The sequence below is a fragment of the Maritimimonas sp. 2210JD6-3 genome, from assembly GCF_056591795.1.
This window is the reverse complement of record NZ_JBWQOJ010000027.1, coordinates 1-23,400: the sequence shown is the minus strand read 5'-3', so window position 1 is coordinate 23,400 and position 23,400 is coordinate 1. Positions and strand designations below refer to the sequence as shown.

At 32.9% G+C, this 23,400-nt stretch carries 23 protein-coding genes; 15 read left to right on the top strand and 8 right to left on the bottom strand.

The features are described from left to right. The first annotated feature begins 51 nt into the window (after nucleotides 1-51). From AC1EUY_RS11550 to AC1EUY_RS11535, 4 genes are all read left to right on the top strand, one after another. Nucleotides 52-867, top strand: coding sequence for a CDP-alcohol phosphatidyltransferase family protein (locus tag AC1EUY_RS11550; RefSeq protein ID WP_480195720.1), 816 nt, complete (start codon nucleotides 52-54; stop codon nucleotides 865-867). A gap of 135 nt (nucleotides 868-1,002) precedes the next feature. Continuing rightward, complete coding sequence (locus tag AC1EUY_RS11545; protein ID WP_480195694.1) at nucleotides 1,003-4,362, top strand: T9SS type B sorting domain-containing protein; 3,360 nt, start codon at nucleotides 1,003-1,005, stop codon at nucleotides 4,360-4,362. A 20-nt stretch (nucleotides 4,363-4,382) separates the two neighbouring features. Further along, nucleotides 4,383-5,351 carry a PorP/SprF family type IX secretion system membrane protein gene (locus AC1EUY_RS11540; RefSeq protein WP_480195693.1) on the top strand — a complete coding sequence of 323 codons (969 nt, stop codon included), beginning with the start codon at nucleotides 4,383-4,385 and terminating at the stop codon, nucleotides 5,349-5,351. Between the two features lie 22 nt (nucleotides 5,352-5,373). After that, nucleotides 5,374-5,700 (top strand): hypothetical protein, encoded by a 327-nt coding sequence (locus AC1EUY_RS11535; protein WP_480195692.1) that lies wholly within the window; start codon nucleotides 5,374-5,376, stop codon nucleotides 5,698-5,700. Between the two features lie 142 nt (nucleotides 5,701-5,842). Here the strand turns inward: AC1EUY_RS11535 and AC1EUY_RS11530 are convergent, their stop codons facing one another. The 5 genes from AC1EUY_RS11530 to AC1EUY_RS11510 are packed head-to-tail and all read right to left on the bottom strand — an operon-like array spanning nucleotide 5,843 to nucleotide 9,784. Further along, complete coding sequence (locus tag AC1EUY_RS11530) at nucleotides 5,843-6,574, bottom strand: tetratricopeptide repeat protein (protein ID WP_480195691.1); 732 nt, start codon at nucleotides 6,572-6,574, stop codon at nucleotides 5,843-5,845. A gap of 56 nt (nucleotides 6,575-6,630) precedes the next feature. After that, the gene (lptB, locus tag AC1EUY_RS11525; RefSeq protein ID WP_480195690.1) at nucleotides 6,631-7,371 is read right to left on the bottom strand and encodes an LPS export ABC transporter ATP-binding protein; all 741 of its coding nucleotides are present in this window, start codon (nucleotides 7,369-7,371) and stop codon (nucleotides 6,631-6,633) included. Beyond that, nucleotides 7,372-7,959 carry a YdeI/OmpD-associated family protein gene (locus tag AC1EUY_RS11520; protein WP_480195689.1) on the bottom strand — a complete coding sequence of 196 codons (588 nt, stop codon included), beginning with the start codon at nucleotides 7,957-7,959 and terminating at the stop codon, nucleotides 7,372-7,374. A gap of 42 nt (nucleotides 7,960-8,001) precedes the next feature. After that, nucleotides 8,002-8,817: a twin-arginine translocase subunit TatC gene (tatC, locus tag AC1EUY_RS11515; RefSeq protein WP_480195688.1), complete on the bottom strand. Its 816-nt coding sequence runs from the start codon at nucleotides 8,815-8,817 to the stop codon at nucleotides 8,002-8,004. 1 nt (nucleotide 8,818) lies between these two features. Next, nucleotides 8,819-9,784: a KpsF/GutQ family sugar-phosphate isomerase gene (locus AC1EUY_RS11510; protein WP_480195687.1), complete on the bottom strand. Its 966-nt coding sequence runs from the start codon at nucleotides 9,782-9,784 to the stop codon at nucleotides 8,819-8,821. Between the two features lie 81 nt (nucleotides 9,785-9,865). Here AC1EUY_RS11510 and recQ point away from each other — a divergent pair, with 81 nt between their 5' ends. Continuing rightward, on the top strand, nucleotides 9,866-12,058 hold the full coding sequence (gene recQ, locus AC1EUY_RS11505) for a DNA helicase RecQ (RefSeq protein WP_480195686.1): 2,193 nt from the start codon (nucleotides 9,866-9,868) through the stop codon (nucleotides 12,056-12,058). Here the strand turns inward: recQ and AC1EUY_RS11500 are convergent. After that, nucleotides 12,055-12,741, bottom strand: coding sequence for a ZIP family metal transporter (locus AC1EUY_RS11500; RefSeq protein WP_480195685.1), 687 nt, complete (start codon nucleotides 12,739-12,741; stop codon nucleotides 12,055-12,057). The genes recQ and AC1EUY_RS11500 overlap by 4 nt on opposite strands. Continuing rightward, nucleotides 12,738-13,466, bottom strand: a complete 729-nt coding sequence (locus AC1EUY_RS11495; RefSeq protein ID WP_480195684.1) for an SAM-dependent methyltransferase — start codon at nucleotides 13,464-13,466, stop codon at nucleotides 12,738-12,740. Before AC1EUY_RS11495 ends, AC1EUY_RS11500 begins: the two co-directional genes overlap by 4 nt. 69 nt (nucleotides 13,467-13,535) lie before the next feature. Here AC1EUY_RS11495 and AC1EUY_RS11490 point away from each other — a divergent pair, with 69 nt between their 5' ends. The 10 genes from AC1EUY_RS11490 to hisIE all read left to right on the top strand — a co-directional run bounded on the left by AC1EUY_RS11490 (nucleotide 13,536) and on the right by hisIE (nucleotide 22,930). Next, nucleotides 13,536-14,696: a THUMP domain-containing class I SAM-dependent RNA methyltransferase gene (locus tag AC1EUY_RS11490; RefSeq protein ID WP_480195683.1), complete on the top strand. Its 1,161-nt coding sequence runs from the start codon at nucleotides 13,536-13,538 to the stop codon at nucleotides 14,694-14,696. 268 nt (nucleotides 14,697-14,964) lie between these two features. Continuing rightward, complete coding sequence (locus AC1EUY_RS11485) at nucleotides 14,965-15,714, top strand: M15 family metallopeptidase (protein WP_480195682.1); 750 nt, start codon at nucleotides 14,965-14,967, stop codon at nucleotides 15,712-15,714. A gap of 262 nt (nucleotides 15,715-15,976) precedes the next feature. Beyond that, on the top strand, nucleotides 15,977-16,834 hold the full coding sequence (gene hisG, locus AC1EUY_RS11480) for an ATP phosphoribosyltransferase (protein ID WP_480195681.1): 858 nt from the start codon (nucleotides 15,977-15,979) through the stop codon (nucleotides 16,832-16,834). Continuing rightward, nucleotides 16,834-18,123, top strand: a complete 1,290-nt coding sequence (gene hisD, locus AC1EUY_RS11475) for a histidinol dehydrogenase (RefSeq protein ID WP_480195719.1) — start codon at nucleotides 16,834-16,836, stop codon at nucleotides 18,121-18,123. The genes hisG and hisD overlap by 1 nt, the downstream gene beginning before the upstream one ends. Beyond that, on the top strand, nucleotides 18,116-19,156 hold the full coding sequence (gene hisC, locus AC1EUY_RS11470) for a histidinol-phosphate transaminase (RefSeq protein WP_480195680.1): 1,041 nt from the start codon (nucleotides 18,116-18,118) through the stop codon (nucleotides 19,154-19,156). The genes hisD and hisC overlap by 8 nt, the downstream gene beginning before the upstream one ends. Further along, nucleotides 19,153-20,286, top strand: a complete 1,134-nt coding sequence (gene hisB / locus AC1EUY_RS11465) for a bifunctional histidinol-phosphatase/imidazoleglycerol-phosphate dehydratase HisB (protein ID WP_480195679.1) — start codon at nucleotides 19,153-19,155, stop codon at nucleotides 20,284-20,286. Before hisC ends, hisB begins: the two co-directional genes overlap by 4 nt. Further along, complete coding sequence (gene hisH, locus AC1EUY_RS11460) at nucleotides 20,283-20,867, top strand: imidazole glycerol phosphate synthase subunit HisH (RefSeq protein ID WP_480195678.1); 585 nt, start codon at nucleotides 20,283-20,285, stop codon at nucleotides 20,865-20,867. The genes hisB and hisH overlap by 4 nt, the downstream gene beginning before the upstream one ends. Then, the gene (gene hisA, locus AC1EUY_RS11455; protein WP_480195677.1) at nucleotides 20,864-21,604 is read left to right on the top strand and encodes a 1-(5-phosphoribosyl)-5-[(5-phosphoribosylamino)methylideneamino]imidazole-4-carboxamide isomerase; all 741 of its coding nucleotides are present in this window, start codon (nucleotides 20,864-20,866) and stop codon (nucleotides 21,602-21,604) included. The genes hisH and hisA overlap by 4 nt, the downstream gene beginning before the upstream one ends. Then, complete coding sequence (gene hisF / locus AC1EUY_RS11450) at nucleotides 21,594-22,349, top strand: imidazole glycerol phosphate synthase subunit HisF (RefSeq protein WP_480195676.1); 756 nt, start codon at nucleotides 21,594-21,596, stop codon at nucleotides 22,347-22,349. The genes hisA and hisF overlap by 11 nt, the downstream gene beginning before the upstream one ends. Then, nucleotides 22,346-22,930 carry a bifunctional phosphoribosyl-AMP cyclohydrolase/phosphoribosyl-ATP diphosphatase HisIE gene (gene hisIE, locus AC1EUY_RS11445; protein ID WP_480195675.1) on the top strand — a complete coding sequence of 195 codons (585 nt, stop codon included), beginning with the start codon at nucleotides 22,346-22,348 and terminating at the stop codon, nucleotides 22,928-22,930. Before hisF ends, hisIE begins: the two co-directional genes overlap by 4 nt. On the opposite strand, the gene AC1EUY_RS11440 is transcribed toward hisIE, so the two are convergent. Beyond that, nucleotides 22,927-23,400, bottom strand: a 474-nt coding sequence (locus AC1EUY_RS11440) for a TspO/MBR family protein (protein WP_480195674.1), incomplete at its 5' end; no start/stop codon positions are given. The genes hisIE and AC1EUY_RS11440 overlap by 4 nt on opposite strands.

Sequence of the window (23,400 nt, the reverse complement as noted above, 5' to 3'; positions counted from 1 at the left end):
TTTACAATTTATTTACTACAATTAAGGGTAGTTCTTTTTACAACTTCATAGATAGAACGAATCAAAATTATTTCACTAAATTTACCCAGATCAAATCTAAAAATCATTAAAAAGCATATTCCGAATATTATAACATTACTCAATTTGTTATGTGGTGTTATTGCTGTAATGCTTGCGGCTACCGATAGGTTAGTAGTTGCTGCTTTTTTTGTGTTATTGGGCATCTTCTTTGACTTTTTTGACGGATTAGCTGCGCGATTATTAAAAGTTCAGAGTGAACTTGGGGTACAACTAGACTCATTGGCAGATATGGTGACTTCTGGAGTGGTACCTGGTGTTGTGATGTTTCAATTGATACGAAAGTCGCTTGGTGATTGGTCTGAATACGATTGGTTTACATCATCGTTCATAGAAACGAACGATCATATGGTCTGGATAGGATATAAGTTTCAACCCATTCAATTATTGCCTTTTTTAGGCTTATTGTTAACCTTAGGAGCATGTTACAGATTAGCCAAGTTCAATATAGATGATAGACAGACAGATTCGTTCATTGGATTACCAACACCAGCGATGGCATTGTTTGTTATTTCATTACCATTAATTCATGCATACAGTAATCATATTGAAATAATTGATTTCATCAATAACAAAACTTTTCTAATTATTACCACATTGGTACTTGTTTTTCTAATGAATTCTGAACTTAAATTGTTTTCATTAAAACTTAAAGATTTTTCTTTCAAGAAGCATCTTTTACAGATACTATTTTTAATAATTTCTATCGTTCTTTTCGTAACATTGCAATTTGTTGCTATACCAGTGATTATCATTATTTATATCATATTTTCATTATTCATAAAATGAATATTTTAAATATAAATCATTAATAATCAATTATTTAATAATATTTTTCTATCTCCTGTCTAAAAATCTCTATTTAAAGTGAAATAAATAGCTTGATTCAATCGTTAATAGACAGTAATCGCTAAACATTAGTTCATGAATCAAGCCAAAGCCTTCATGACAAGAGTGTTATCTCTTGTTATATTTATGATGTGTACATCATTAGGTTTCACACAAAATATTGTTCCATTTCAAGAACGATACGAAAACTCAGGTGTAAATGGAGACCTTACCTTAATTGGTAATTCTATTGTAGGAAACCATCCTACAACACCCTATACTGGTAATCAAAATAATAACAATTTTGATATGGTCTATATTGATATAGACTCTGATGCTACTACCTTTAGTTCAAGTAGTGCACAGCTTAATTTACCAACAAGTTGTGCTAGAGTATTGTATGCTGGGTTATACTGGGCTACGAATTCTTTGACCACTGGGCAAACACCAGAAAATATTAAATTTAGAATGCCTACAGGAGGATATGTAGATATTGTTGGAGCTTCTTTAGGCTCTTTGGCAACACCCGTGATTACAGATAGTACGGTGTTTTTCTATGACGTTACGAGTCTAGTAACTGGTTTAGGTAACCCGAATGGCACCTATACTGTGGCGAATATACCAGCTTGGGTAGATAATGATATTTCTACTACTAATAACAATAGAGCTGCGGGATGGACAATGGTTGTTGTATTTGAGGATCCAAACGAACCTAGTAGATATATTTCAATTTTTGATGGATTGACAGAAGTTGCTCCTACTAATACAGAACAATTTCAATATTCAGGATTTACCACACCGCCTTTTGGACCTGTTGAAGGTAAAATTGGTATAGTTGCATTAGAAGGAGATAGACAATTTACTGGTGAAGAGTTATATTTTGCAGATCAATTATTACCTGCTACAAATCCAAATAGTAATTTTACAATACTATCAGATGCTGAAAATCCTTCAGATAACTTTTTTAATAGTAAAGTAACGATAGATGGAGCACAAGTAACCACTAAAAACCCCAATCACACGAATACGCTGGGTTGGGATATAGCGTTGGTAGATTTGGCGCCTTTTAATTCAGATCCGAATCCAGCGAATTGGATGTTGCAGAATAATGCTACAGAAGCAACGGTAAGGCTAGCAACTCAAGGCGATAGAATTTATCCTTTCTTAAATACCTTCTCTGTTAATATTATTGAACCAGATATTGAGGTGCTTACAAGTGTCGAAAACTTGAGTGGGAACCAAGTAACCTTAGGTTCTCCTATTCAATTAGGTGAAACGGTTTGGTATAATTTAAATTTTGAAAATGTAGGAACTGATGATGGTGAAAACGCTTACATTCTAAATACATTACCCATTAATGTAACATTAGATAATACTTCTTTTGAATTTTTAGATGAAAATGGAAACCCGTTGGCAGGAGGATTAATTACCTATACTTTCAACCCTACCACGCGTGTGCTCCGTTTTGATTTAGACAGTTCACTATTAGTAAGAGAATCAGATCCAAATAATGCGGCTTATAATATAAGATATCAAGTAACGGCTTCATCAAATTGTTTTGATTATTCTGATGCCTGTACTAATATATTGATTAATAGTCTTGAGGCCTTTTATTCAGGTGCTTCAAATCCAGCTGGAACCATTATTAATAAGCCAGGATTAAATGGTGTTAGTGGTTGTGGTCTTGGTAACGTTGGGGCTATGGAATTGTTCGTCGATACAAGCTCTTGTCAATTTGATACTGTATTAGAATTCTGTAATAATAATTTAACCATTTCTGGTGATAACGGTTATAATATTTACAGATGGACAGATCAAGATGATAATTTATTAGCAGCTAATTCTCAAACAATCACGGTTAGTGGTCCTGGCGTATATACATGTACACAAACCAAAGTAGGTTGTACAGTAACTGAGAGAGTTGTTACAGTAAATGGATTAGATGTAGAATTTACACCATTTAATAATCAATGTAAAGATAGCGCTGATGGAGGTGTTACTATATCAATTACAGATGATGCAGCTACTTTTAATTATGAGATATCTGGACCAAGTACTAATGAATCTACAGGTTTAATATCAGCTAAGAATCATACTTTTAGTGGTTTAGATATAGGTACATACAATGTGCGTATTACGAATACAGATGGGTGTTTCGACACATTTAGTTTTACAGTGCAAGAGCCTACATTATTACAAGCATCAAACGTGGTATTAGATAATATCATGCCTTGTAATGGTAATACCCTTAGCGGGAGAATAGAAATAACAGGTACAGGTGGTACTGTTTTTACGGGAGGTGATAATGCATATGAATATAGTATGGATGGTGGCACTTTTCAAACATCAAACATTTTTGAAACAACACAAGAAGGAGATCATACCATAACTGTAAGAGATGCTAATAATTGTACTACTACGACTGTCGCCAATATAAATTTTGATGAAGAAATAGCATACACAGTTGACAAAACTGATATCGTTTGTCAAGGAGATAGTGATGGTACGATTACAGTTAATGTATCTCAAAACAATGCAGGTAATACATTAACCTATAGTATAGATGGAGGAAATAGTTTCCAATCAAATCCAACTTTTGGCGGATTGATAAAAGGAGATTACGAAATTATTGTTCGTAAAGTTAAAGGAGTTAATAGCTGTGAAACTACCACACCTATCACGGTGAATCAACTAGTTGATTTACAATTGGAAGCAACGGGAGGGTTTTCATGTGAAGGAGCATCGAATACGGTTACTGCCACTGTAGCAGAAGAATATAGAAATGATGTAACCTATAGACTAGATGGAGGTTCTGCAAATACTACAGGTATTTTTGAAAATGTTTCAGCAGGAAATCATACTGTGACTGTTGTGCAAAATTCAACAGGATGTTCTGCAGATCCGGTAGATGTTTTCATTGATTCATACGTGGCGCTTAGCGAGCCAACACTTTTAGAAACACCTGAAGTGAATATTTATCAAATTCAAGTTACTGGAGGAGAACCAACTTATGAATACGCAGTTGTATTTGTAGGTGTTAACTCTCCAGACGAAAGTATTCAACCCGAGGAAGAAGATTTTGGACCTGAAAGTAGTTTTACCGTAACAAGATCAGGTTACCACAAATTGGTTGTAAGAGATCAACGCGGATGTTTAAAAGAAGCCATTGTATTTATAAAGTTCTTAGATATTGAAATTCCTAATTTCTTTACACCAGATAGTGATGGCACAAATGATACTTGGTATCCTATTAATATTGAAAATTATCCAAACCTATCTGTACAAATATTTGATAGATATCAACGTTTAATCGCTGCATATAAAGGCAACACGAGTTCTTGGGATGGAAGCTATAAAAAGAAACGATTACCCTCAGGAGACTATTGGTACATTGTCAAAATTAATGAATCTGGCGATAACAGAGAATTTAAAGGACATTTTACTTTATACCGTTAATCAACTAAACCTACAAACCAATGAAAAGAGTAATTTTTATAATGATATTCGTATGTAGCTTAGTTGCTAATGCGCAAGAATTTAAGCTTTCACCTTATACGCAGTATTTAGTAGAACACCCATTTGTAATCTCACCTACCTTTGCGGGTTATGATGAAGATATGAGTAGATTAAGAGTAAGTGGTGTTGGGCAATGGATTGGACTAAAAAATGCTCCATTAGAGCAGACTATCTCGTTCGATACACGCTTAAATAATGAAAAATCGGGTGTAGGAATTCTGTTATATAATGATAGAAACGGATTTACAAAACAAATAGGTGGACAGCTATCATATGCACATCATTTAACGCTTAATGATGCTAATGAGCAGTATTTATCCCTAGGTATTTCGTATAGATTTAATCATTTTAAGATTAATACTTCAGATTTTCATAATGGTGACCCAGCTTTTCCTGCTAATGACCCAAATGTAGGTGCTAGTGAAGGTACTACAAATCATAATTTTGAAATAGGTGCTTTATATAGAATTGAAGAATTCTTTATTAGTTTCAATGCCTCAAATATTTTGAATAAAAAGCTTACTATTTTTGATGAAGAAGAACCAGCAAAATTAAGAAACTATTATATCTATACTGGATATACTTTTTATACAGAAAATGAAGAGTATGAATTTGAACCATCTATCTATTTCGATTACTATGAAAGTGATAAGCGTTCAGAAACTCATTTAAATTTTAAAACTCGTAAAATTACTGATGATGGATATTTATTTGCTGGTATTAATGGTCGTTTTTTAAATGATCAAAGTTTTGAGCCTGTCTCTATCGCACCCTTGTTAGGTATTAAAAAAGATCAGTTCTATTTCGGATATGCTTTTCAGTGGAATATCAATGAAGCTAGTGAATTGAATAACGCTGGTACACATCTCATAACGCTAGGATATGATTTTGAAAGAGGCAGAGGTGGTGCTAGATGGAGTAGAAGATAATAATTAACGAAAATAAATGATCATGAAAAATTTAAAATATATAGCGATATTAATAGTTGGATTCTTATTCTTTTCAACACAATGTATATATAGCCAGAGCAGAGAAATTAATACAACTGAAGTATCATCAATTAATAAGAAGGATTATACAAAAATAGCACAATCAGCAGTTCCAACTAAAGTAAAATCGGCAGCATCTAAAATTGCACACTTTACATTAAAAGATGTTGCTGTAGATACAAAAAAGAGTAGTGCAAATAAAGTTTACCTAGTGACATTAGTTAACGGAAAGAGAACGCAGCAATATTTAGTAAATGCTGAGGGTAAAATTTTACAAATGCTTGAATAAAAGATTATCAATTAATAAACAAAACCTAAACAAATTCACAAATGAGAAATTTTAATGTAGATGTACTGGTAGATCTAATCGCCATGATTTTTTTCTTCGCAGAAAATAATTATGGAAGAGAAAGTAATCAAGAAGAAACAGCTTAATTAGTGGTTTCTTTTTTAATTTCTTTTGAGTAATTTTTTTGTAGGTCTTCAAGTTTTCTTTTGGTATGCTTACTGCCAGAATCGATAGCTAATGCTTTTTCATAATTCAAAATGGCGTTAGCAGTATCTTTATTCATTTTATATCCGTCTCCTAAACTATCATACACATTATCATTGTCTGGATGTAAAGCTGCATTGATTTTAAAAATTTCAATAGCTTTTTTAATGGAATCTTTACCACGCAAATAATCATATCCTAATCTATTTAATTTGCGTCTATTAATAAGAGGGCTTACACTATCTTTCTCTTTTATTTTTAAAAAACCTTCAAGTGCTTTTTCATAATTGTTGTCTAATAAGTGCATACTAGGTGTTTTATAATTCGTTGTAACTTTATAATGCACAAACTGTAACGTATCCTCTTTAGTTTTAGGTATAAGCACTAGGTATTCCTTATTATCTGATGGATTTACTAAAAAACGAATTTTAGAATTCATTTCTTTCACATAGAAAGTGTTAGCATCTGTTTTTAAAGGCTTAATATTTTTAGCACCTCTCCAATCGAGTAGTAACTCTCTATTACTAGAATGAACATGTACTAGTTCATCATCAGTGTATAAATAGTTTCCAGAAAATTGTTTCAAGAATTCAGGGTCGTTTTTTTTAGAAGTACATGATAAAAAAAGTAGAGTAATGATTAAAACGTGTAGTTGTAATTTGATTTTCATATCAGAATTATGCTAGTTGTAAAATAAGACGCAGAAAATTAAATTTTGTAACAACATCACTTGACAAATCTGTTCTTTTTTAATTCAAAAGTTTCGCCTAAATAAACTTTACGTACCATTTCATCTTCTGCTAACTCTTGTGGTGTGCCTTCTTTTAAAATACCACCTTCAAACATTAAATAGGTTTTATCTGTGATAGCTAAGGTCTCTTGCACGTTATGATCTGTAATAAGAATACCAATGTTTCGATCTTTTAAATGTGCAACAATGCTTTGTATGTCTTCTACAGCAATAGGGTCAACACCTGCAAAAGGTTCGTCTAAAAGTATAAATTTAGGATCTGAAGCTAACGCACGAGCAATCTCCGTTCTTCTGCGCTCACCACCAGAAAGCAAATCACCTCTATTTTTACGAACATGCCCTAAGCTAAATTCATCGATTAATGATTCTAATTTTTCTTTTTGTTGGTTTTTTGAAAGCTTGGTAAACTGCAACACAGCCATAATATTATCTTCTACAGAAAGCTTTCTAAATACAGATGCTTCTTGCGCTAGATAACCAACACCTTTCTGTGCACGTTTGTACATCGAGTCTTCAGTAATATCTTCATTATCTAAAAAAATTCGCCCTTCATTAGGTTGAACCATGCCGACAATCATGTAAAAAGAGGTAGTTTTTCCTGCACCATTCGGACCAAGCAATCCAATAATTTCACCTTGTTCTACTTGTAGAGAAATGCCTTTAACTACTTTACGGCTTCCATAAACTTTTTGAATATTGTCAGCTCTTAAAATCATTTATCGATACTTATCATTTAGACCAATATTATTCAAAATCATTGGTATAATTTTTTCTAATCTTTTTTGACGTGTTTCTTCACGTTTTGCACTACTAATATACTCAGTAAACTCTCTCTTTTTAGTTAGCGTAAGGCTTTCAAATATACGTTCTAATTTCTTATTCTCAGTAAAAACTTGTTGTAACTCATTTGGTATAAATAGTGGTTTCTTTTCTGGTTTAATTTCTAAACCCTTTTTTTGATTTTCAATTGCCTCGAGTAAATAATCAAGTAGCATATTTTTATTTACCTGATCGATACTTGTGAAATGAATTTGTCGCATACCTCGTGTTTTTCCTTCTTGTGCATTTCTTAAAATATTATGAGGATCAGTTAAAAAAACACCATTGTAAAACCAAACACCAAAATAATTTTTAAAAGCATTAAAACCTACAACATTTTTGCCATTAATTGTATAGGTTGGCATTCCCCACTTTACTGTTTCGGTAAGTTCAGTTTCACAGAAAATAGTTCTTAAAAATTCTAATTCTTTGGTGTATTTTTCTTGACTTTTAATATATTCTTCTACAGAACTGGCCATTTTCATAATGTCACTGTTTTAAAGGTAAAACAAAAGTATAAAGAATTATTATTTAGTAACTAATTTCTTCTCTTTACTAATAATTCTCTTCGAAATAGAAATGCTTATTTCATATAGAATCACCATAGGAATCGCAACAATAATTTGGCTAATTACGTCGGGTGGAGTTATTAAAGCAGCCAATATAAGTACGAGTACAAATGCATATTTTCTTTGTTTTCTTAAAAACTCAGGCGTCACTAAACCTAATTTCGTTAAAAAGAAAATGATAATGGGTAACTCAAATATAAGCCCAGCTGATAGAACAGAAGCTCTTAACAATCCAATATAAGAACTAAGGTCTATATTGTTTTTAACTTCATCGGCTACTCTATAGGCTCCTAAGAAATTCACAGATAACGGTGTGATCACATAGTATCCAAATAGAATTCCAATAAAAAATAATATAGAAGAAACGAAAATAAAACTTTTGGCATTTTTACGTTCTTTAGGGTACAAAGCTGGTTTTATGAATTTCCATACTTCCCATAGAATAAAAGGAAATGCAATGATGAATCCCGCGGTTATCGAAGTCCAGATATGTGCAGAAAATTGCCCTGCCATGGTTCTACTTTGTACAACAAAAGGAATATCATCTATACATAAACCTTCTGTACCAAAACTTTTAGAAATATTACAAAAAAAACGATAGGTAGTAAAACTTGCTTCTTTTGGTGCAAGTATAATAGAATTGAAGATAAAGTTTTTCATTAAGAATGCTACTGAAGCTGCAATCAGCACAGCTCCCGTTGAGCGAACTAATACCCATCTCAACGCCTCTAGATGATCTAAAAAAGACATTTCTCCTTGTTCTTGTTTAGCCATCTTATAGTATTCCTTCTTTTAAAAGATCATGTAAATGTATAACACCAGCATATAAATCATCTTTTGTTACTAATAACTGTGTAATATTATGATTTTCCATGACTTCTAATGCGTCTATTGCCATGGCATCTACGTCAATTGCCTTAGGGGCTTTTGTCATAATATCATTAGCAGTTAAATTATTAAAATTCTCATTATTTTTCAACATTCTTCTAAGATCGCCATCTGTAACAACACCAATAAGCTTGTCATTTTCAACAACGGCAGTTGCTCCTAATCTTTTTTCAGAAATCTCTATAATGACGTCGGTAACAGTGTCACCAGGTGAAACTTTAGGTTTTTCATTATTATTTACCAGATCACTTACCCTTAAATACAAGCGTTTGCCTAAAGAACCACCTGGGTGATATTTTGCAAAATCGTTACTCGTAAATTCTTTCATTTCAAGTAAACATATTGCAAGTGCATCACCAATTACTAATTGTGCTGTTGTGCTGGTTGTGGGTGCAAGATTATTGGGGCAAGCCTCTTGTTCAACATAAGAATTTAATACAAAATCAGCATTTTTGCCTAGGTACGAATCTTTGTTACCAGTAATAGCGATAATTTTATTATCAGAATTCTTAATTAAAGGAATTAATACTTTTACTTCTGGTGTATTACCACTTTTTGAAATACAAATTACTACATCATCTTTTTGAACAATACCTAAATCTCCGTGAATTGCATCAGCAGCATGCATGAATATTGCTGGTGTTCCTGTAGAATTTAACGTAGCAACAATTTTAGTAGCAATATTGGCGCTTTTACCAATCCCCGTTACTACTACGCGTCCCGTCGAATTTAAGATGCATTTAACCGAATTTTCAAAGTTTTTATCCAAAAAATTGATTAAATTCGCTATCGCTCTACTTTCTAGAGAAATGGTTTGTCGTGCGATGTCTAAAATATTTTTTTGGCTATTCAAACCGCAGCATTTTTTTGAAATAATTAATTTGTATCTTTAAATGCAAATGTATCTAAAAATATAGATAAATTTTTATACAACGTGACAAATTTAGACTTACACGGTGCTCTTAAGAAATATTTTGGTTTCAGTCAATTTAAAGGCCTTCAAGAGCAAGTAATTAATAGTATTCTTTCTGGCGAAAACACTTTTGTTATCATGCCAACTGGTGGTGGTAAATCGTTATGCTATCAACTACCTGCATTGATAAAAGAGGGTACTGCTATCGTAGTATCGCCACTTATAGCTTTAATGAAAAATCAGGTTGATGCTTTACGCGGAATCTCAACCGAACATGGCATTGCGCATGTATTAAACTCTTCGCTTAATAAAACTGAGGTAAATCAAGTGATGAGCGATATTAGAAATGGCGTTACAAAGTTACTGTATGTAGCACCAGAATCACTTACCAAAGAAGATTATATAGATTTTTTAAAAGATCAGAATATATCATTTGTTGCGATTGATGAAGCTCATTGTATTTCAGAATGGGGGCATGATTTTAGACCAGAATATAGAAACCTTAAGAATATTATTAAAAAAATTGATGATGTTCCTATTATCGGGCTTACGGCAACGGCTACACCAAAAGTACAAGAAGATATTTTAAAAAACCTTGGTATGACGGGTGCTAAAACTTTTAAAGCATCTTTTAACAGAGCAAATTTATTTTATGAAGTTCGTCCTAAAACAAAAGAAGTTGCTAAAGACATTATTCGTTTTGTACGTCAATATGCTGGTAAATCGGGTATTATCTATTGTTTAAGCCGTAAAATGGTAGAAGAGATTGCTGAGACATTACAAGTTAATGGAGTAAAAGCAATTCCCTACCATGCTGGATTGGATGCAAAAACACGTGCAAAACATCAAGATATGTTTTTAATGGAGGATGCTGATGTGGTGGTTGCTACTATTGCTTTTGGGATGGGTATTGATAAACCTGATGTGCGCTTTGTTATTCATCACGATATTCCAAAAAGCTTAGAAAGTTATTATCAAGAAACGGGTAGAGCAGGACGTGATGGAGGTGAAGGTTATTGTCTAGCTTTTTATGCTTATAAAGATATTGAAAAGTTAGAAAAATTCTTGTCAGGAAAACCCGTTGCTGAGCAAGAAATAGGGCATGCACTTTTACAGGAGGTAGTGTCGTATGCAGAAACGTCGATGTCTCGTCGTAAATTTTTACTCCATTATTTTGGTGAAGAATTCGATGAAGTGAATGGCGAAGGAGCTGATATGGATGACAATGTTCGTAACCCTAAAAAGAAAAAGGAAGCTAAAGATGATGTTAAAGTATTAATTGAAGTAATAAAAGACACTAATGAAGAATTCAAATCAAAAGAAATAGTAAATATCATTATCGGAAAGGAAAATGCTTTACTAAAATCTCGTAAGATACTCTCACAACCTTTCTTTGGTATAGGTAAAGACAAAGATGCCAATCATTGGATGGCTTTGATTAGACAGATATTAGTAGCGGGTTATATTAGTAAAGAAATTGAGCAGTATGGGGTGTTAAAAGTCACCGATCAAGGACTAAACTTTTTAAAGAACCCTATATCATTTATGATGACTGAAGATCATGTTTATGATGGAGATGAAGATAGTACTATAATTACGAATACTAAAAGTTCAGGAGGAACCGTAGATGAGCAACTCATGAGTATGCTTAAAGAACTTCGCAAAAGTGAAGGTAAAAAGAAAGGAGTGCCTCCTTTTGCTGTTTTTCAAGATCCTTCTTTAGAAGATATGACGCTCAAATATCCGATTTCGATAGAAGAATTGGCGAATGTTCATGGTGTAGGTGATGGTAAAGCAAAAAAGTTTGGAAAGCCCTTTATTGAATTAATTTCAAGATATGTCGATGAGAATGATATAGAACGACCCGATGATTTAGTAGTAAAGACTACAGGTAGTAATTCGGGTCTCAAATTATTTGTAATTCAAAATACTGATAAGAAACTACCCCTTATAGACATTGCCAAATCTAAAGGTTTATCAATGGCAGAACTTATTAAAGAAATGGAACGTATTGTTTATATGGGTACAAAGCTAAATATAGACTATACTTTAGACGATTTACTAGATGAAGAGCAGCAAGAAGAGATCTTTGAATATTTTATGGAAGCTGAAAACGATAAAATTCAAGAAGCTTTAGATGAATTTGATGGTGATTATGATGAAGAAGAGTTACGTTTAATGCGTATCAAATTTATTAGTAAAGTTGCTAATTAATGCCCAATAGTAGCGCTCATATAGGCGACTCCAAATCCTAATAAAACAGCTACAAATTTTTTTATATTAAATTGATGATTCTGTGAACTTTCAAATAGTATTGCCGTGGCAATGTGTAAAAATACACCAATGATAATAGCTGTTATTTGTGTTTGATATTTATTAAAAAACGAGATATATTCAGGAGTTATGGCGCCTAATGGGCTCATTAAGGCAAATACTAACAGAATACCATAAACAGTAATTTTAGAGAGGTTTGTATGTAATAAAAATGCGGCCAATACCAAAGTCACGGGTATTTTATGAATAACAATACCCCAAAGTAAGGTGTCATTTTCATCGCCATGTAATGGTATCCCTTCAACAAATGCATGAATACATAAACTCAACACCAATAACCAAGGAATATTTTTAAGTTCATGATGAATATGCACGTGACCATGTTCGGCCCCTTTTGAGAAGAATTCTAAAATTGTTTGCAATAATATTCCAAAAAGTATAAATATCCCTATTTCATGTTGCTGTGTTTCAAAAACTTCAGGAATTAAATATAAAACTGTTATTGACAATAAATAAGCACCACTAAAAGCCAATAGTAGCTGAATACTTTTTGTTTTAGGTTTTAAGGCGATCACTAAGATAACACCGATAATAACCGATACGAAAAGTGCTAGGTAATTCATTCTAAAACCAAGATTAAACGCTTTGAAGATTCACTATTAAATTCATTCAAATTATAGTCTCCAAATATATGTTTTAATTTCAATCCCGCTTTTTTAAAATAATGTGTAAAAGTTTCTAAACTAATATTTCTTACATATTCTGTATAATGATGCTCTTTATTTTCAGCTATAAATTCAATGTCTTTAATAATAAAGTTCTCAGTTATTTTTCTCGAAATGTGAAAGTCGATGTCATTTTTTTTGACAATTTCTTTCGAGATTAAATTCGCTGCTACTTGGTGAACATTTAAGAAATCAATTACAAGAACTCCATTAGGTTTGAGTCCATTTTTTAAGTTTTTTAGCACTGCAATATTGATTTCGTCATCATCAAAGTATCCAAAACTGGTAAACAAGTTTAAGATGGCGTCAAACTTGGTTTTAAAATTATTGCGCATATCGTGCACTTCAAATTTTAAAGAATCGTTTTCAAACTTTTTAGCATATTCAATACTGTTTTTTGATAGATCTGCACCAATAACGTCATAACCTAAAGAGTTTAAATAGATGGCATGGCGTCCTTTACCACAAGGTAGATCTAATACCTTGTCTGCTTTTTTGAGCTGTAAAAAGTCGGTGAGATTTCGCATAAAATGCTGAGCCTCTGTATCATTTCTGTCTTGATAAAGTATATGATAGTATTTGGTATTAAACCAATCTTCAAACCAATTCTTTTTTGTTTTCATAGAAAAAGTGTCGCGCAAAAATAACAAATCAATTCATTCAATTACCTTTGTCGTAAAATAATCGAATTCATGAACGAAAACTTTAAAATGTTGGCAAAAACCTTATATGGTTTTGAAAGTTTACTAGCAAAAGAACTACGTGATCTAGGAGCAATGGATGTGAAAGAAGGTGTACGGAGCGTAACATTTAAAGGAGATAAAGGTTTCATGTATAAAGCTAATATGGGGCTAAGAACAGCGGTACGTATTTTAAAGCCCATTCATGGATTTAGAGTAACTGACGAACATGATTTTTATAATAAACTTCAAAAAATAAGTTGGGAACGTTTTTTTACAGAACGAAATACTTTTGCGATTGATGCCGTGGTAAGTTCAGATAATTTTACAAATTCTCACTATGTAGCACTAAAAGCTAAAGATGCCATTGTCGATTATTTTCGCGATAAAAAAGGGAAACGACCTAATGTAGATATAAAACATCCCGATATAAAACTAAACATACACATTAATCGAGATAATTGTATAGTATCGCTCGATAGCTCGGGTGATTCACTACATAAGCGTGGGTATCGAAGTGCTACGAATATCGCACCAATTAATGAAGTGTTGGCTGCGGGCTTAGTATTGCTTTCGGGGTATGACGGCACACAACATTTTATAGATCCCATGTGTGGAAGTGGTACCATACTTATTGAAGCTGCTATGATTGCTAATAATATTCCAGCGAACATCAATCGTAGAGAGTTTGGCTTTGAACGTTGGAAAGATTTTGATTCAGCATTATTTGATGTAATTAGAAATTCATTGCTAAAAAGAATCCGTTCTTCCGATCGAGAAATTTATGGTTTTGATAAAGCACCTTCAGCAACAAGAAAGGCATTAGATAACGTAAAGAATGCAAATCTTGAGGATTTTATTAAAATACGTCATGAAAATTTTTTCAATACAGAAAAGGAGGCAGAGGGTAAAACGATTGTACTATTTAATCCACCTTATGGAGAACGCTTAGAGATCGATGTACCCATTTTTTATAAAGAGATTGGTAATACATTAAAAGGAGGATATACAGATACTGATGCCTGGTTGATCACTTCTGATTTTGAGAATGGTCTTAAAAATGTAGGTTTACGTACTTCAAAAAAAATCAAAGTATATAACGGTAAACTAGAATGTCGCTTTGTAAAATATGAAATGTACAAGGGGAGTAAAAAGGCAAAATATGCGAATTAACTTTTTAATAATTTGCGCTAATTTTTTGCTCTAGTTTTTAATGGTTTTTTTCAATTGTTTATAAATACTGTTGATATTGTATGAATATATTATATTTTAAAGTATTTAAAATCAAAAATTTATGATATTTTTTGATTTCATTACTTCTTCTATTTCGCCTACTAATTAACAAAAAATATTGTTGATAATTCAAAAGTTTACTACTTCAAAAGTGTAACTCAGAGCTTTATTTTTAGGTAAAGTTTACTAATTCAAAATTTCCCTATTTGTGAGTTCAAGAAGAAATTTTTTAAAATCATCTGCTTTTGCAGGAATTGCTATTATAGCAGCACCCAATTTGGCATTCACTAATACAAAAGAAAGTTTTGCATTTACCGATAGCGACCTTATCGGTAGAGGTAAACCTCAGTTGTATGGTAACGGTTATAAATTATTAAAGAAAGCAAATCAGGCTTTTTTAGAAATGAGTCATCAAGCTGAGAAAGATGGTTTTTCAATACGTGTTGTTTCTAGTTATCGAAGTTTTAATCACCAAAATTTAATCTGGACACGAAAATACAAGCGTTACACATTACAAAAGAAACAAAGTCCTAAAGAAGCTATACATAGCAATATACGTTATACGGCAATCCCAGGTAGTTCAAGACATCATTGGGGTACTGAAATTGATGTTGTGAACGGAAGGATAAAAACGTCAAAATATCCTTTAAGCACCAAAAACTTTCACGGCTATGGTATTTATAAAACCTTTAGAGAATGGATGGATAAAAACGCACATAGCTATGGGTATTATCAAGTATATACCAATGACCACGCACGAAAAGGTTTTAAATATGAACCGTGGCATTACAGTTTTGCCGAATTAGGCAAACCGATGTTAAAAGCGTATAGAGAGCGAGAAGTACAAGAGACATTAAAAGAACAGGAACTTTTAGGTAACAAATATTTCACCGAAGATTTTATTAATACATATACCAAGAATAATATTATGGGTATCAATAAAAATTTATTGTACTAAATAATTTGCCCATAAAATATTTTTTAAAGAAAAGTTTGTATTTATTAAATTATATCTTTTAAATTTGTCGATCATTAAAAAAACAATGACTATAAATAAATTACATCATCATCATTTTCATATTTGCACTCAAGCGAATTAGAGATGGTATGTTGTAACTAAAAGCATAAAATTTAAAATCCGTTTGAGTAAATCAAACGGATTTTTTCTTTTTTCAAAGAGATGCTCAAAAGATTTACTCAAACAAATACTAGCACAAATTATGAGTAAATTAAAGATTGCAGTTCAAAAGAGTGGACGTTTAAACGAAAACTCACTCAAACTTTTAAAAGACGCGGGTCTAAAACTCGATAATGGTAAAGATCAACTAAAGGTTTCGGTACCTAATTTTCCAGTAGAAATACTTTTTTTACGTAACTCTGATATTCCCCAATATCTTGAAGATGGCGTAGCCGATATAGCAGTGATAGGTGAAAATGTTTTAATAGAAAAACAGAAAAATGTTACGATTGTCGAAAAGTTGGGCTTTGCTAAGTGCAAAGTTTCCTTAGCAGTGCCTAAAACAGTTACAACAAATGAACTTTCTTATTTTAATGGAAAAAAAATTGCTACATCATATCCAAACACTTTACAAAGCTTTTTAAAAGAGAATAATATAGATGCAGAGATTCATGTAATTTCAGGATCTGTAGAGATTGCGCCAAATATTGGCTTGGCCGATGGTGTTTGTGATATTGTTAGTTCAGGAAGTACTCTATTTAAAAACGGATTAAGAGAAACTCAAGTAATTCTACGATCTGAAGCGGTATTAGCTAAATCTAATAAATTACCCGAAGAAAAAGAGGCGATCTTAGAACAATTATTATTTAGAATGCAAGCGGTCTTAAGAGCTAAGAATACAAAGTATATCTTGATGAATGTGCCGAATGATAAAATTGCAGAGGTATCTAATATACTTCCGGTATTAAAAAGTCCTACAGTTCTTCCTTTGGCCGAAGAAGGATGGAGCTCATTACATTCTGTTATCGAAGAAAGTAAGTTTTGGGAAGTAATAGATAAATTAAAAAAGGCTGGAGCGGAAGGTATTTTGGTAGTTCCAATTGAAAAAATGGTTTTATGATGCGAATAATTGAATATCCAAATAAACGTAAATGGAGTGACCTTTGTCAACGCGCTAAGCTTCCAGAAAATCAATTAGAAGCGGCAGTTACAACTATTGTAAATGATGTATATAAGAACGGAGATAAGGCATTGTTAAAATATTCTCAATTATTTGATAATGTGAATATTACTAACATCAAGGTTTCAAAATATGAAATTTTGGAAGCAGTCGCTTTAGTAAATACAGATCTTAAAAAAGCGATTGCTGTTGCAAAAGATAACATTACTAAATTTCATAATGCTCAGATAGAAACTGTACAAGTTATTGAGACGAGTAGTGGCGTAAAATGCTGGCGAAAAAGTATTGCCATTGAAAAAGTAGGTTTGTACATTCCGGGAGGTTCTGCACCTTTGTTTTCTAGTATTTTGATGTTAGGGATTCCTGCTAAAATTGCGGGCTGTAAAGAGATTGTACTTTGCACACCTCCAGATAAGGAAGGAAAAGTGAATCCAGCTATTTTGTATGCCGCCAATCTTGTTGGTATTACACAAATATTTAAAGTGGGAGGTGCACAAGCCATAGCGGCCATGGCAAATGGAACGGAAACAATACCCAAAGTATATAAAATTTTTGGCCCAGGTAATCAATATGTTACAAAAGCGAAAGAATTGATACAAAAAAAGGGTGTCGCTATAGATATGCCTGCTGGACCTAGTGAAGTACTTATTATTGTAGATACAACTTGCAATGCGACCTTTGTAGCCGCTGACCTTTTGTCGCAAGCCGAACACGGACCCGATAGTCAAGTGATCTTATTGGCTGAAGATGAAAAATTGGTAAATAGCATTATTACAGAAATCAAAATACAACTAGATACATTGCCAAGAAAAACGATTGCATTACAAGCTTTAAAAAATAGTAGTGCGATACTTTTAACGTCTATAGAAAAGTGTATTGAATTTAGTAACGTATATGCACCAGAACATTTAATAATTGCCTCAGATAATGCCGAAGATTATATCGATAAAATTATAAATGCGGGTTCTGTTTTTCTAGGAAATTATAGTTGTGAAAGTGCTGGCGATTACGCATCGGGCACAAATCATACCTTACCAACCTATGGATATGCTAAGGGATATAGTGGTGTGTCTTTAGACAGCTTCGTAAAAAAAGTAACGTTTCAAAAATTATCTAGAGAGGGTATAAAAAATATTGGTGGAGCTATTGAATTAATGGCTGAAGCAGAAGGCTTGCAAGCACATAAAAATGCCGTATCAGTGAGATTAAAAACGATTAAAGATGACTGATATAAAACGTTTTGTTAGACCTACAATTCTTGATTTGCAGCCTTACTCTTCAGCTAGAGATGAATACAAAGAGGTTGCAGACAACATGATTTTTATCGATGCGAATGAGAACCCATTTAATAATGGATATAATCGATACCCTGATCCACATCAGGTAACACTTAAAGAACTTATTGCCAACCGGCGTCTTGTCAATACGCATAACATCTTACTGGGTAATGGTAGTGATGAAGTACTTGATTTAATTTTTAGAGCTTTTTGCGAACCGAATAAAGATGCTATTATTACCTTACCGCCAACATATGGTATGTATAAAGTGCTGGCGGGCATTAATGCTGTTAAAAATATTGAAGTACAATTAAGAGATAACTTTCAGCCAAATATAGACCAGATTTTGGCGGTTGTAAATAGGCATACAAAATTATTGTTTTTATGTTCACCCAACAATCCTACTTCCAATAGTTTTGAAGGTAATTTGATTGATGAACTGCTAAAAAAGTTTAACGGAATCGTAGTTATTGATGAAGCATATATAGATTTCTCTAAACAAGAAAGTTGGGTAAATTACCTAGACAAATACCCCAATTTAATTGTAACTCAGACCTTATCAAAAGCCTATGGTTTGGCTGGAATACGATTGGGAATCTGTTTTGCTTCCAAAGAGATTATAGATATACTTAATAAAATTAAACCGCCCTATAATGTGAATTCGTTAACACAACAAAAAGCAATAGAAATATTAGGGAAAACAGAAAAGATACAAAACGAAGTTTCGGAGATTATAAGTGAACGAGATCGCTTATCATCTACACTTAACGAAATTGATTTTATTAACAACATATATCCTTCTGATGCTAATTTTCTTCTAATTAAAGTAGATAATGCAGACGAACGTTATAAGCAATTAATTAAAAAAGGAATTGTTACTCGCAATAGGAGTAACCAACCCCTTTGTAAGAATTGCTTACGTTTTACGGTTGGCACAAAACAAGAAAACGATAAACTTATAAATACGCTAAAGAATTTATTATGAAAAAAGTATTATTTATAGATAGAGATGGCACCCTTATTAGAGAAACTGAAGATGAGCAAATTGACAGTTTTGAAAAGCTAACTTTTTATCCAAAGGTATTTCAATTTCTTAGTAGAATAGTGAAAGAGCTTGATTATGAGATTGTAATGATTACCAATCAAGATGGGTTAGGCACACCTGATTTTCCTGAAGATACATTTTGGCCAGTTCATAATTTCATAATAGATGTATTTAGAAATGAAGGTATTGAATTTAAAGAGCAGTTTATAGATCGTACCTATGCAAAAGACAACGCACCTACGCGTAAACCCAACACCGGGTTGTTAACACAATATTTCTCAGATGCGTATGATTTATCCAATTCATTTGTAATTGGCGACCGCTTAACCGATATAGAACTAGCAAAAAACTTAGGTAGTAAAGGTATCTATATTAATGATAAAACCTTTTTAGGTACAGATGAAATTACAGTGAAACGCGAAGCGTTAGATAGCTATATAACTATAGAAACTAATGACTGGCACGAGATTTACGAATGTTTAAAATTAGCAGATAGAACAGCTTCTATAGAGAGAAATACTAACGAAACTAAAATAAAGATAGCGCTAAATTTGGATGGATCAGGGAAAAGCAAAATTAATACAGGTATTGCCTTTTTTGATCATATGTTAGATCAGATCGCACGTCATGGTCAACTCGATTTAACGATACAGGTAGCGGGAGATCTTGAAGTTGATGAGCACCATACTATTGAAGATACGGCCATCGCTCTAGGAGAGGTATTCAACACTGCCTTAGCAGACAAACTGGGTATAGAGCGCTATGGGTTTTGTTTGCCTATGGATGATTGCCTCGCCCAGATAGCCATTGACTTTGGTGGGCGAAATTGGCTCGTGTGGGATACTGAATTTAAAAGAGAGATGATTGGCAAAATGCCGACAGAAATGTTTATGCACTTTTTTAAATCATTTACTGATGGTGCGAAATGTAATTTAAACATAAAGGCAGAAGGTGTGAATGAACATCATAAAATAGAGGCTATTTTTAAAGCTTTTGCAAAAGCTATTAAAATGGCAATAAAACGTGATACAGATAAGATGATTTTACCATCAACCAAAGGAATGCTATGAGAGATTTGGTGATTATTGATTATGGTGCAGGAAATATTAAAAGCATTCAATTTGCTTTCCAACGATTGGGCGTTGAAGCTGTTTTAAGTAAGGATAAAGAAGAAATAAAAACTGCTAAAAAAGTAATTTTTCCTGGCGTAGGAGAGGCTAGCTCTGCTATGAAAATGCTTCTTGCATCCAACTTAGATAAGGTAATTATAGAGCTTAAACAGCCTGTATTGGGTATTTGTTTGGGTATGCAGCTCATGTGTAAGTCAACAGAAGAGAATGCTACAAAGGGCTTAAGTATTTTTAATACAACTGTACAAAGGTTTTCGAATGAGGTAAAAGTACCTCAAATGGGTTGGAACACGATTTATAATTTAAAATCGAACCTTTTTAAAGAAATAAAAGAAGCTGAGTTTATGTATCTGGTGCATAGTTATTATGCGTTAAATTGTTCAGAAGCAATTGCAACGACAGATTATGAAGTACGTTACGCGTCTGCGTTACAGAAAGACAACTTTTATGGAGTTCAATTTCATCCAGAAAAGAGTGGAGAAGAGGGACAGAAAATACTAAAGAATTTTTTAGAAGTATGAGAATTATACCAGCTATAGATATTATTGATGGAAAATGTGTGCGCCTCACTAAGGGCGACTACACAACAAAGAAGATCTATAATGAGAATCCGTTAGAGGTCGCAAAACAATTTGAAGGAGCAGGTATTGAATTTTTACATGTTGTAGATTTAGATGGTGCGAAAGCAAAGCAAATTATCAATTATAACGTTTTAGAAAGTTTAGCGTCTAAAACAAACTTAAAAATTGATTTTGGTGGTGGATTAAAATCAGATAGCGATCTGCGTATTGCTTTTGAATCAGGCGCCTCTCAAGTTACCGGAGGTAGTATTGCAGTTAAGAATCCTGAAGTATTTCAATCATGGATTTTACAATATGGACCCGATAAAATTATATTAGGTGCTGACTTTCATCCTGATTCCTCAGGAGGTAAAATAGCCGTAAGTGGTTGGCAAGAAAACAGCGATAAAAAACTACTTCCATTTATTACTAGCTATCATCAAAAGGGAATTCAGTATGTAATATGTACTGATATTTCAAAAGATGGAATGTTGGAAGGACCTTCGTTCAAAACCTACAAAACGATACTCGATGAAGTTCCGTCGTTAAAGCTAATTGCTTCTGGTGGTATTGCTACCTTTGAAGAATTACCAAAGTTAGCCGATATGGGCTGTGAAGGAGTCATTATTGGAAAGGCTATTTATGAACAGAAGATTTCATTACAACAACTAGAAAAATTTATCATAAATGCTAACTAAACGAATTATTCCCTGTTTAGATGTTAAGAACGGACGTACTGTAAAAGGTGTCAATTTTGTTAATTTGAGAGATGCAGGTGATCCAGTAGAATTGGCGAAAGAATACGCACAGCTCGGTGCCGATGAGTTAGTTTTTTTAGATATTTCTGCAACATTAGAAGGTAGAAAGACGATGCAAGAGATGGTATTGAAAGTAGCAGAACAGGTAAATATTCCGTTTACTGTTGGCGGCGGTATTTCTTCTGTTGATGATGTATCGATACTGTTAAAAAATGGTGCTGATAAAGTTTCTATAAATTCTTCGGCAATAAAAAGACCAACATTAATTAATGAATTGGCAGATAAGTTTGGAAGTCAATGCGTAGTTGTGGCAATTGATGCGAAGAAAATAGCTAACGAATGGGTAGTACATTTAGCGGGAGGTACGAAGCCAACAAATTTAAACTTATTTGATTGGGCAATTGAAGCTGAGCAAAGAGGAGCTGGGGAAATATTATTTACTTCAATGAATAATGATGGTACTAAAAAAGGTTTTGCCAATGAAGCTCTTGCCAAGTTATCGTCTCTTATAAACATCCCAATCATTGCATCTGGTGGTGCCGGTACTATTGCCCATTTTATTGATGCGTTTCAGTTGGGCAAGGCCGATGCTGCATTAGCTGCAAGTGTTTTCCATTTTAAAGAAATAGAAATAGTAGCACTCAAAAAAGAATTACAAAGAAATAATATAGCAATTAGACTATGAATATAGATTTTAATAAATCAAATGGTTTGGTGCCCGTTATCATACAGCACAGCGAAACACTACAAGTTTTAATGTTGGGGTACATGAATGAAGATGCATATACAAAAACTGTTGCTGAGAACAAAGTGACTTTCTTTAGTAGAACTAAAAATAGATTATGGACTAAGGGTGAAGTATCAGGAAATTTCTTAACTGTAAAAGACATTCAGATTGATTGTGACCAAGATACATTGCTGATAAAAGCAGTACCTGAAGGTCCTACTTGCCATAAAGGAACTACCTCTTGCTTTGCTGAAGAAACGGCCAAAGGATTTATTTATGACTTAGAACATACTATTCACGATCGAATTGATAATAATGTAAGTGAATCATATACAAATACATTATTTAAACGCGGTATTAATAAAATAGCGCAGAAAGTAGGAGAAGAGGCTGTAGAATTAGTAATTGAGGCAAAAGATGATAATTCCGATTTATTTAGAAATGAAGCTGCCGATTTATTATATCACTTTTTAATTCTATTAAAAAGTAAAAACATGAAATTCAGTGATATCGAAGCTACATTAAAACAAAGAAATTAGTTATAGATTACTATATATGTATTTAATGATGTCGCAATACATAACCAAATTATATAGGGTAGTAACAATAGTCGTAGATATTTCATTTTTTCTGAGTTAAATACAAAGAAAAAAGTAAATACAACAATTGTCAGTGATGTGATACTTATAAGTGCTAACGTAAATAATTGTTGATTAAAGAATATATAATTCCAACTCACATTTAGAATAAATTGAACTATAAAAAGTTTTAATGCTTTAGTTGTATTACTTTCTGAAAAAAGATAGGCGAGATACATAGAAAAGCATATCATGATAGTTGTCCATGCGGCTCCAAATACCCATCCTGGTGGTGTCCAAGGTGCTTTTGTTAGATTTTGATACCAGTCAGTTGCTGGCCCATTATTCATTAACCAACTTCCAAAGGCGAGTCCGCCAAAATTAATTAATAAAAATAGTGCTGTTTTTTTTAAAATCTGCATGCGCTTATT

Excerpts from the sequence above, each read along its gene's own strand:
- AC1EUY_RS11545 (WP_480195694.1), top strand. The coding sequence starts at position 1,003 with ATGAATCAAGCCAAAGCCTTCATGACAAGAGTGTTATCTCTTGTTATA.
- AC1EUY_RS11540 (WP_480195693.1), top strand. The coding sequence starts at position 4,383 with ATGAAAAGAGTAATTTTTATAATGATATTCGTATGTAGCTTAGTTGCT.
- AC1EUY_RS11535 (WP_480195692.1), top strand. The coding sequence starts at position 5,374 with ATGAAAAATTTAAAATATATAGCGATATTAATAGTTGGATTCTTATTC.
- AC1EUY_RS11530 (WP_480195691.1), bottom strand. The coding sequence starts at position 6,574 with ATGAAAATCAAATTACAACTACACGTTTTAATCATTACTCTACTTTTT.
- lptB (WP_480195690.1), bottom strand. The coding sequence starts at position 7,371 with ATGATTTTAAGAGCTGACAATATTCAAAAAGTTTATGGAAGCCGTAAA.
- AC1EUY_RS11520 (WP_480195689.1), bottom strand. The coding sequence starts at position 7,959 with ATGAAAATGGCCAGTTCTGTAGAAGAATATATTAAAAGTCAAGAAAAA.
- tatC (WP_480195688.1), bottom strand. The coding sequence starts at position 8,817 with ATGGCTAAACAAGAACAAGGAGAAATGTCTTTTTTAGATCATCTAGAG.
- AC1EUY_RS11500 (WP_480195685.1), bottom strand. The coding sequence starts at position 12,741 with ATGAATTACCTAGCACTTTTCGTATCGGTTATTATCGGTGTTATCTTA.
- AC1EUY_RS11495 (WP_480195684.1), bottom strand. The coding sequence starts at position 13,466 with ATGAAAACAAAAAAGAATTGGTTTGAAGATTGGTTTAATACCAAATAC.
- AC1EUY_RS11490 (WP_480195683.1), top strand. The coding sequence starts at position 13,536 with ATGAACGAAAACTTTAAAATGTTGGCAAAAACCTTATATGGTTTTGAA.
- hisG (WP_480195681.1), top strand. The coding sequence starts at position 15,977 with ATGAGTAAATTAAAGATTGCAGTTCAAAAGAGTGGACGTTTAAACGAA.
- hisD (WP_480195719.1), top strand. The coding sequence starts at position 16,834 with ATGCGAATAATTGAATATCCAAATAAACGTAAATGGAGTGACCTTTGT.
- hisC (WP_480195680.1), top strand. The coding sequence starts at position 18,116 with ATGACTGATATAAAACGTTTTGTTAGACCTACAATTCTTGATTTGCAG.
- hisB (WP_480195679.1), top strand. The coding sequence starts at position 19,153 with ATGAAAAAAGTATTATTTATAGATAGAGATGGCACCCTTATTAGAGAA.
- hisH (WP_480195678.1), top strand. The coding sequence starts at position 20,283 with ATGAGAGATTTGGTGATTATTGATTATGGTGCAGGAAATATTAAAAGC.
- hisA (WP_480195677.1), top strand. The coding sequence starts at position 20,864 with ATGAGAATTATACCAGCTATAGATATTATTGATGGAAAATGTGTGCGC.
- hisF (WP_480195676.1), top strand. The coding sequence starts at position 21,594 with ATGCTAACTAAACGAATTATTCCCTGTTTAGATGTTAAGAACGGACGT.
- hisIE (WP_480195675.1), top strand. The coding sequence starts at position 22,346 with ATGAATATAGATTTTAATAAATCAAATGGTTTGGTGCCCGTTATCATA.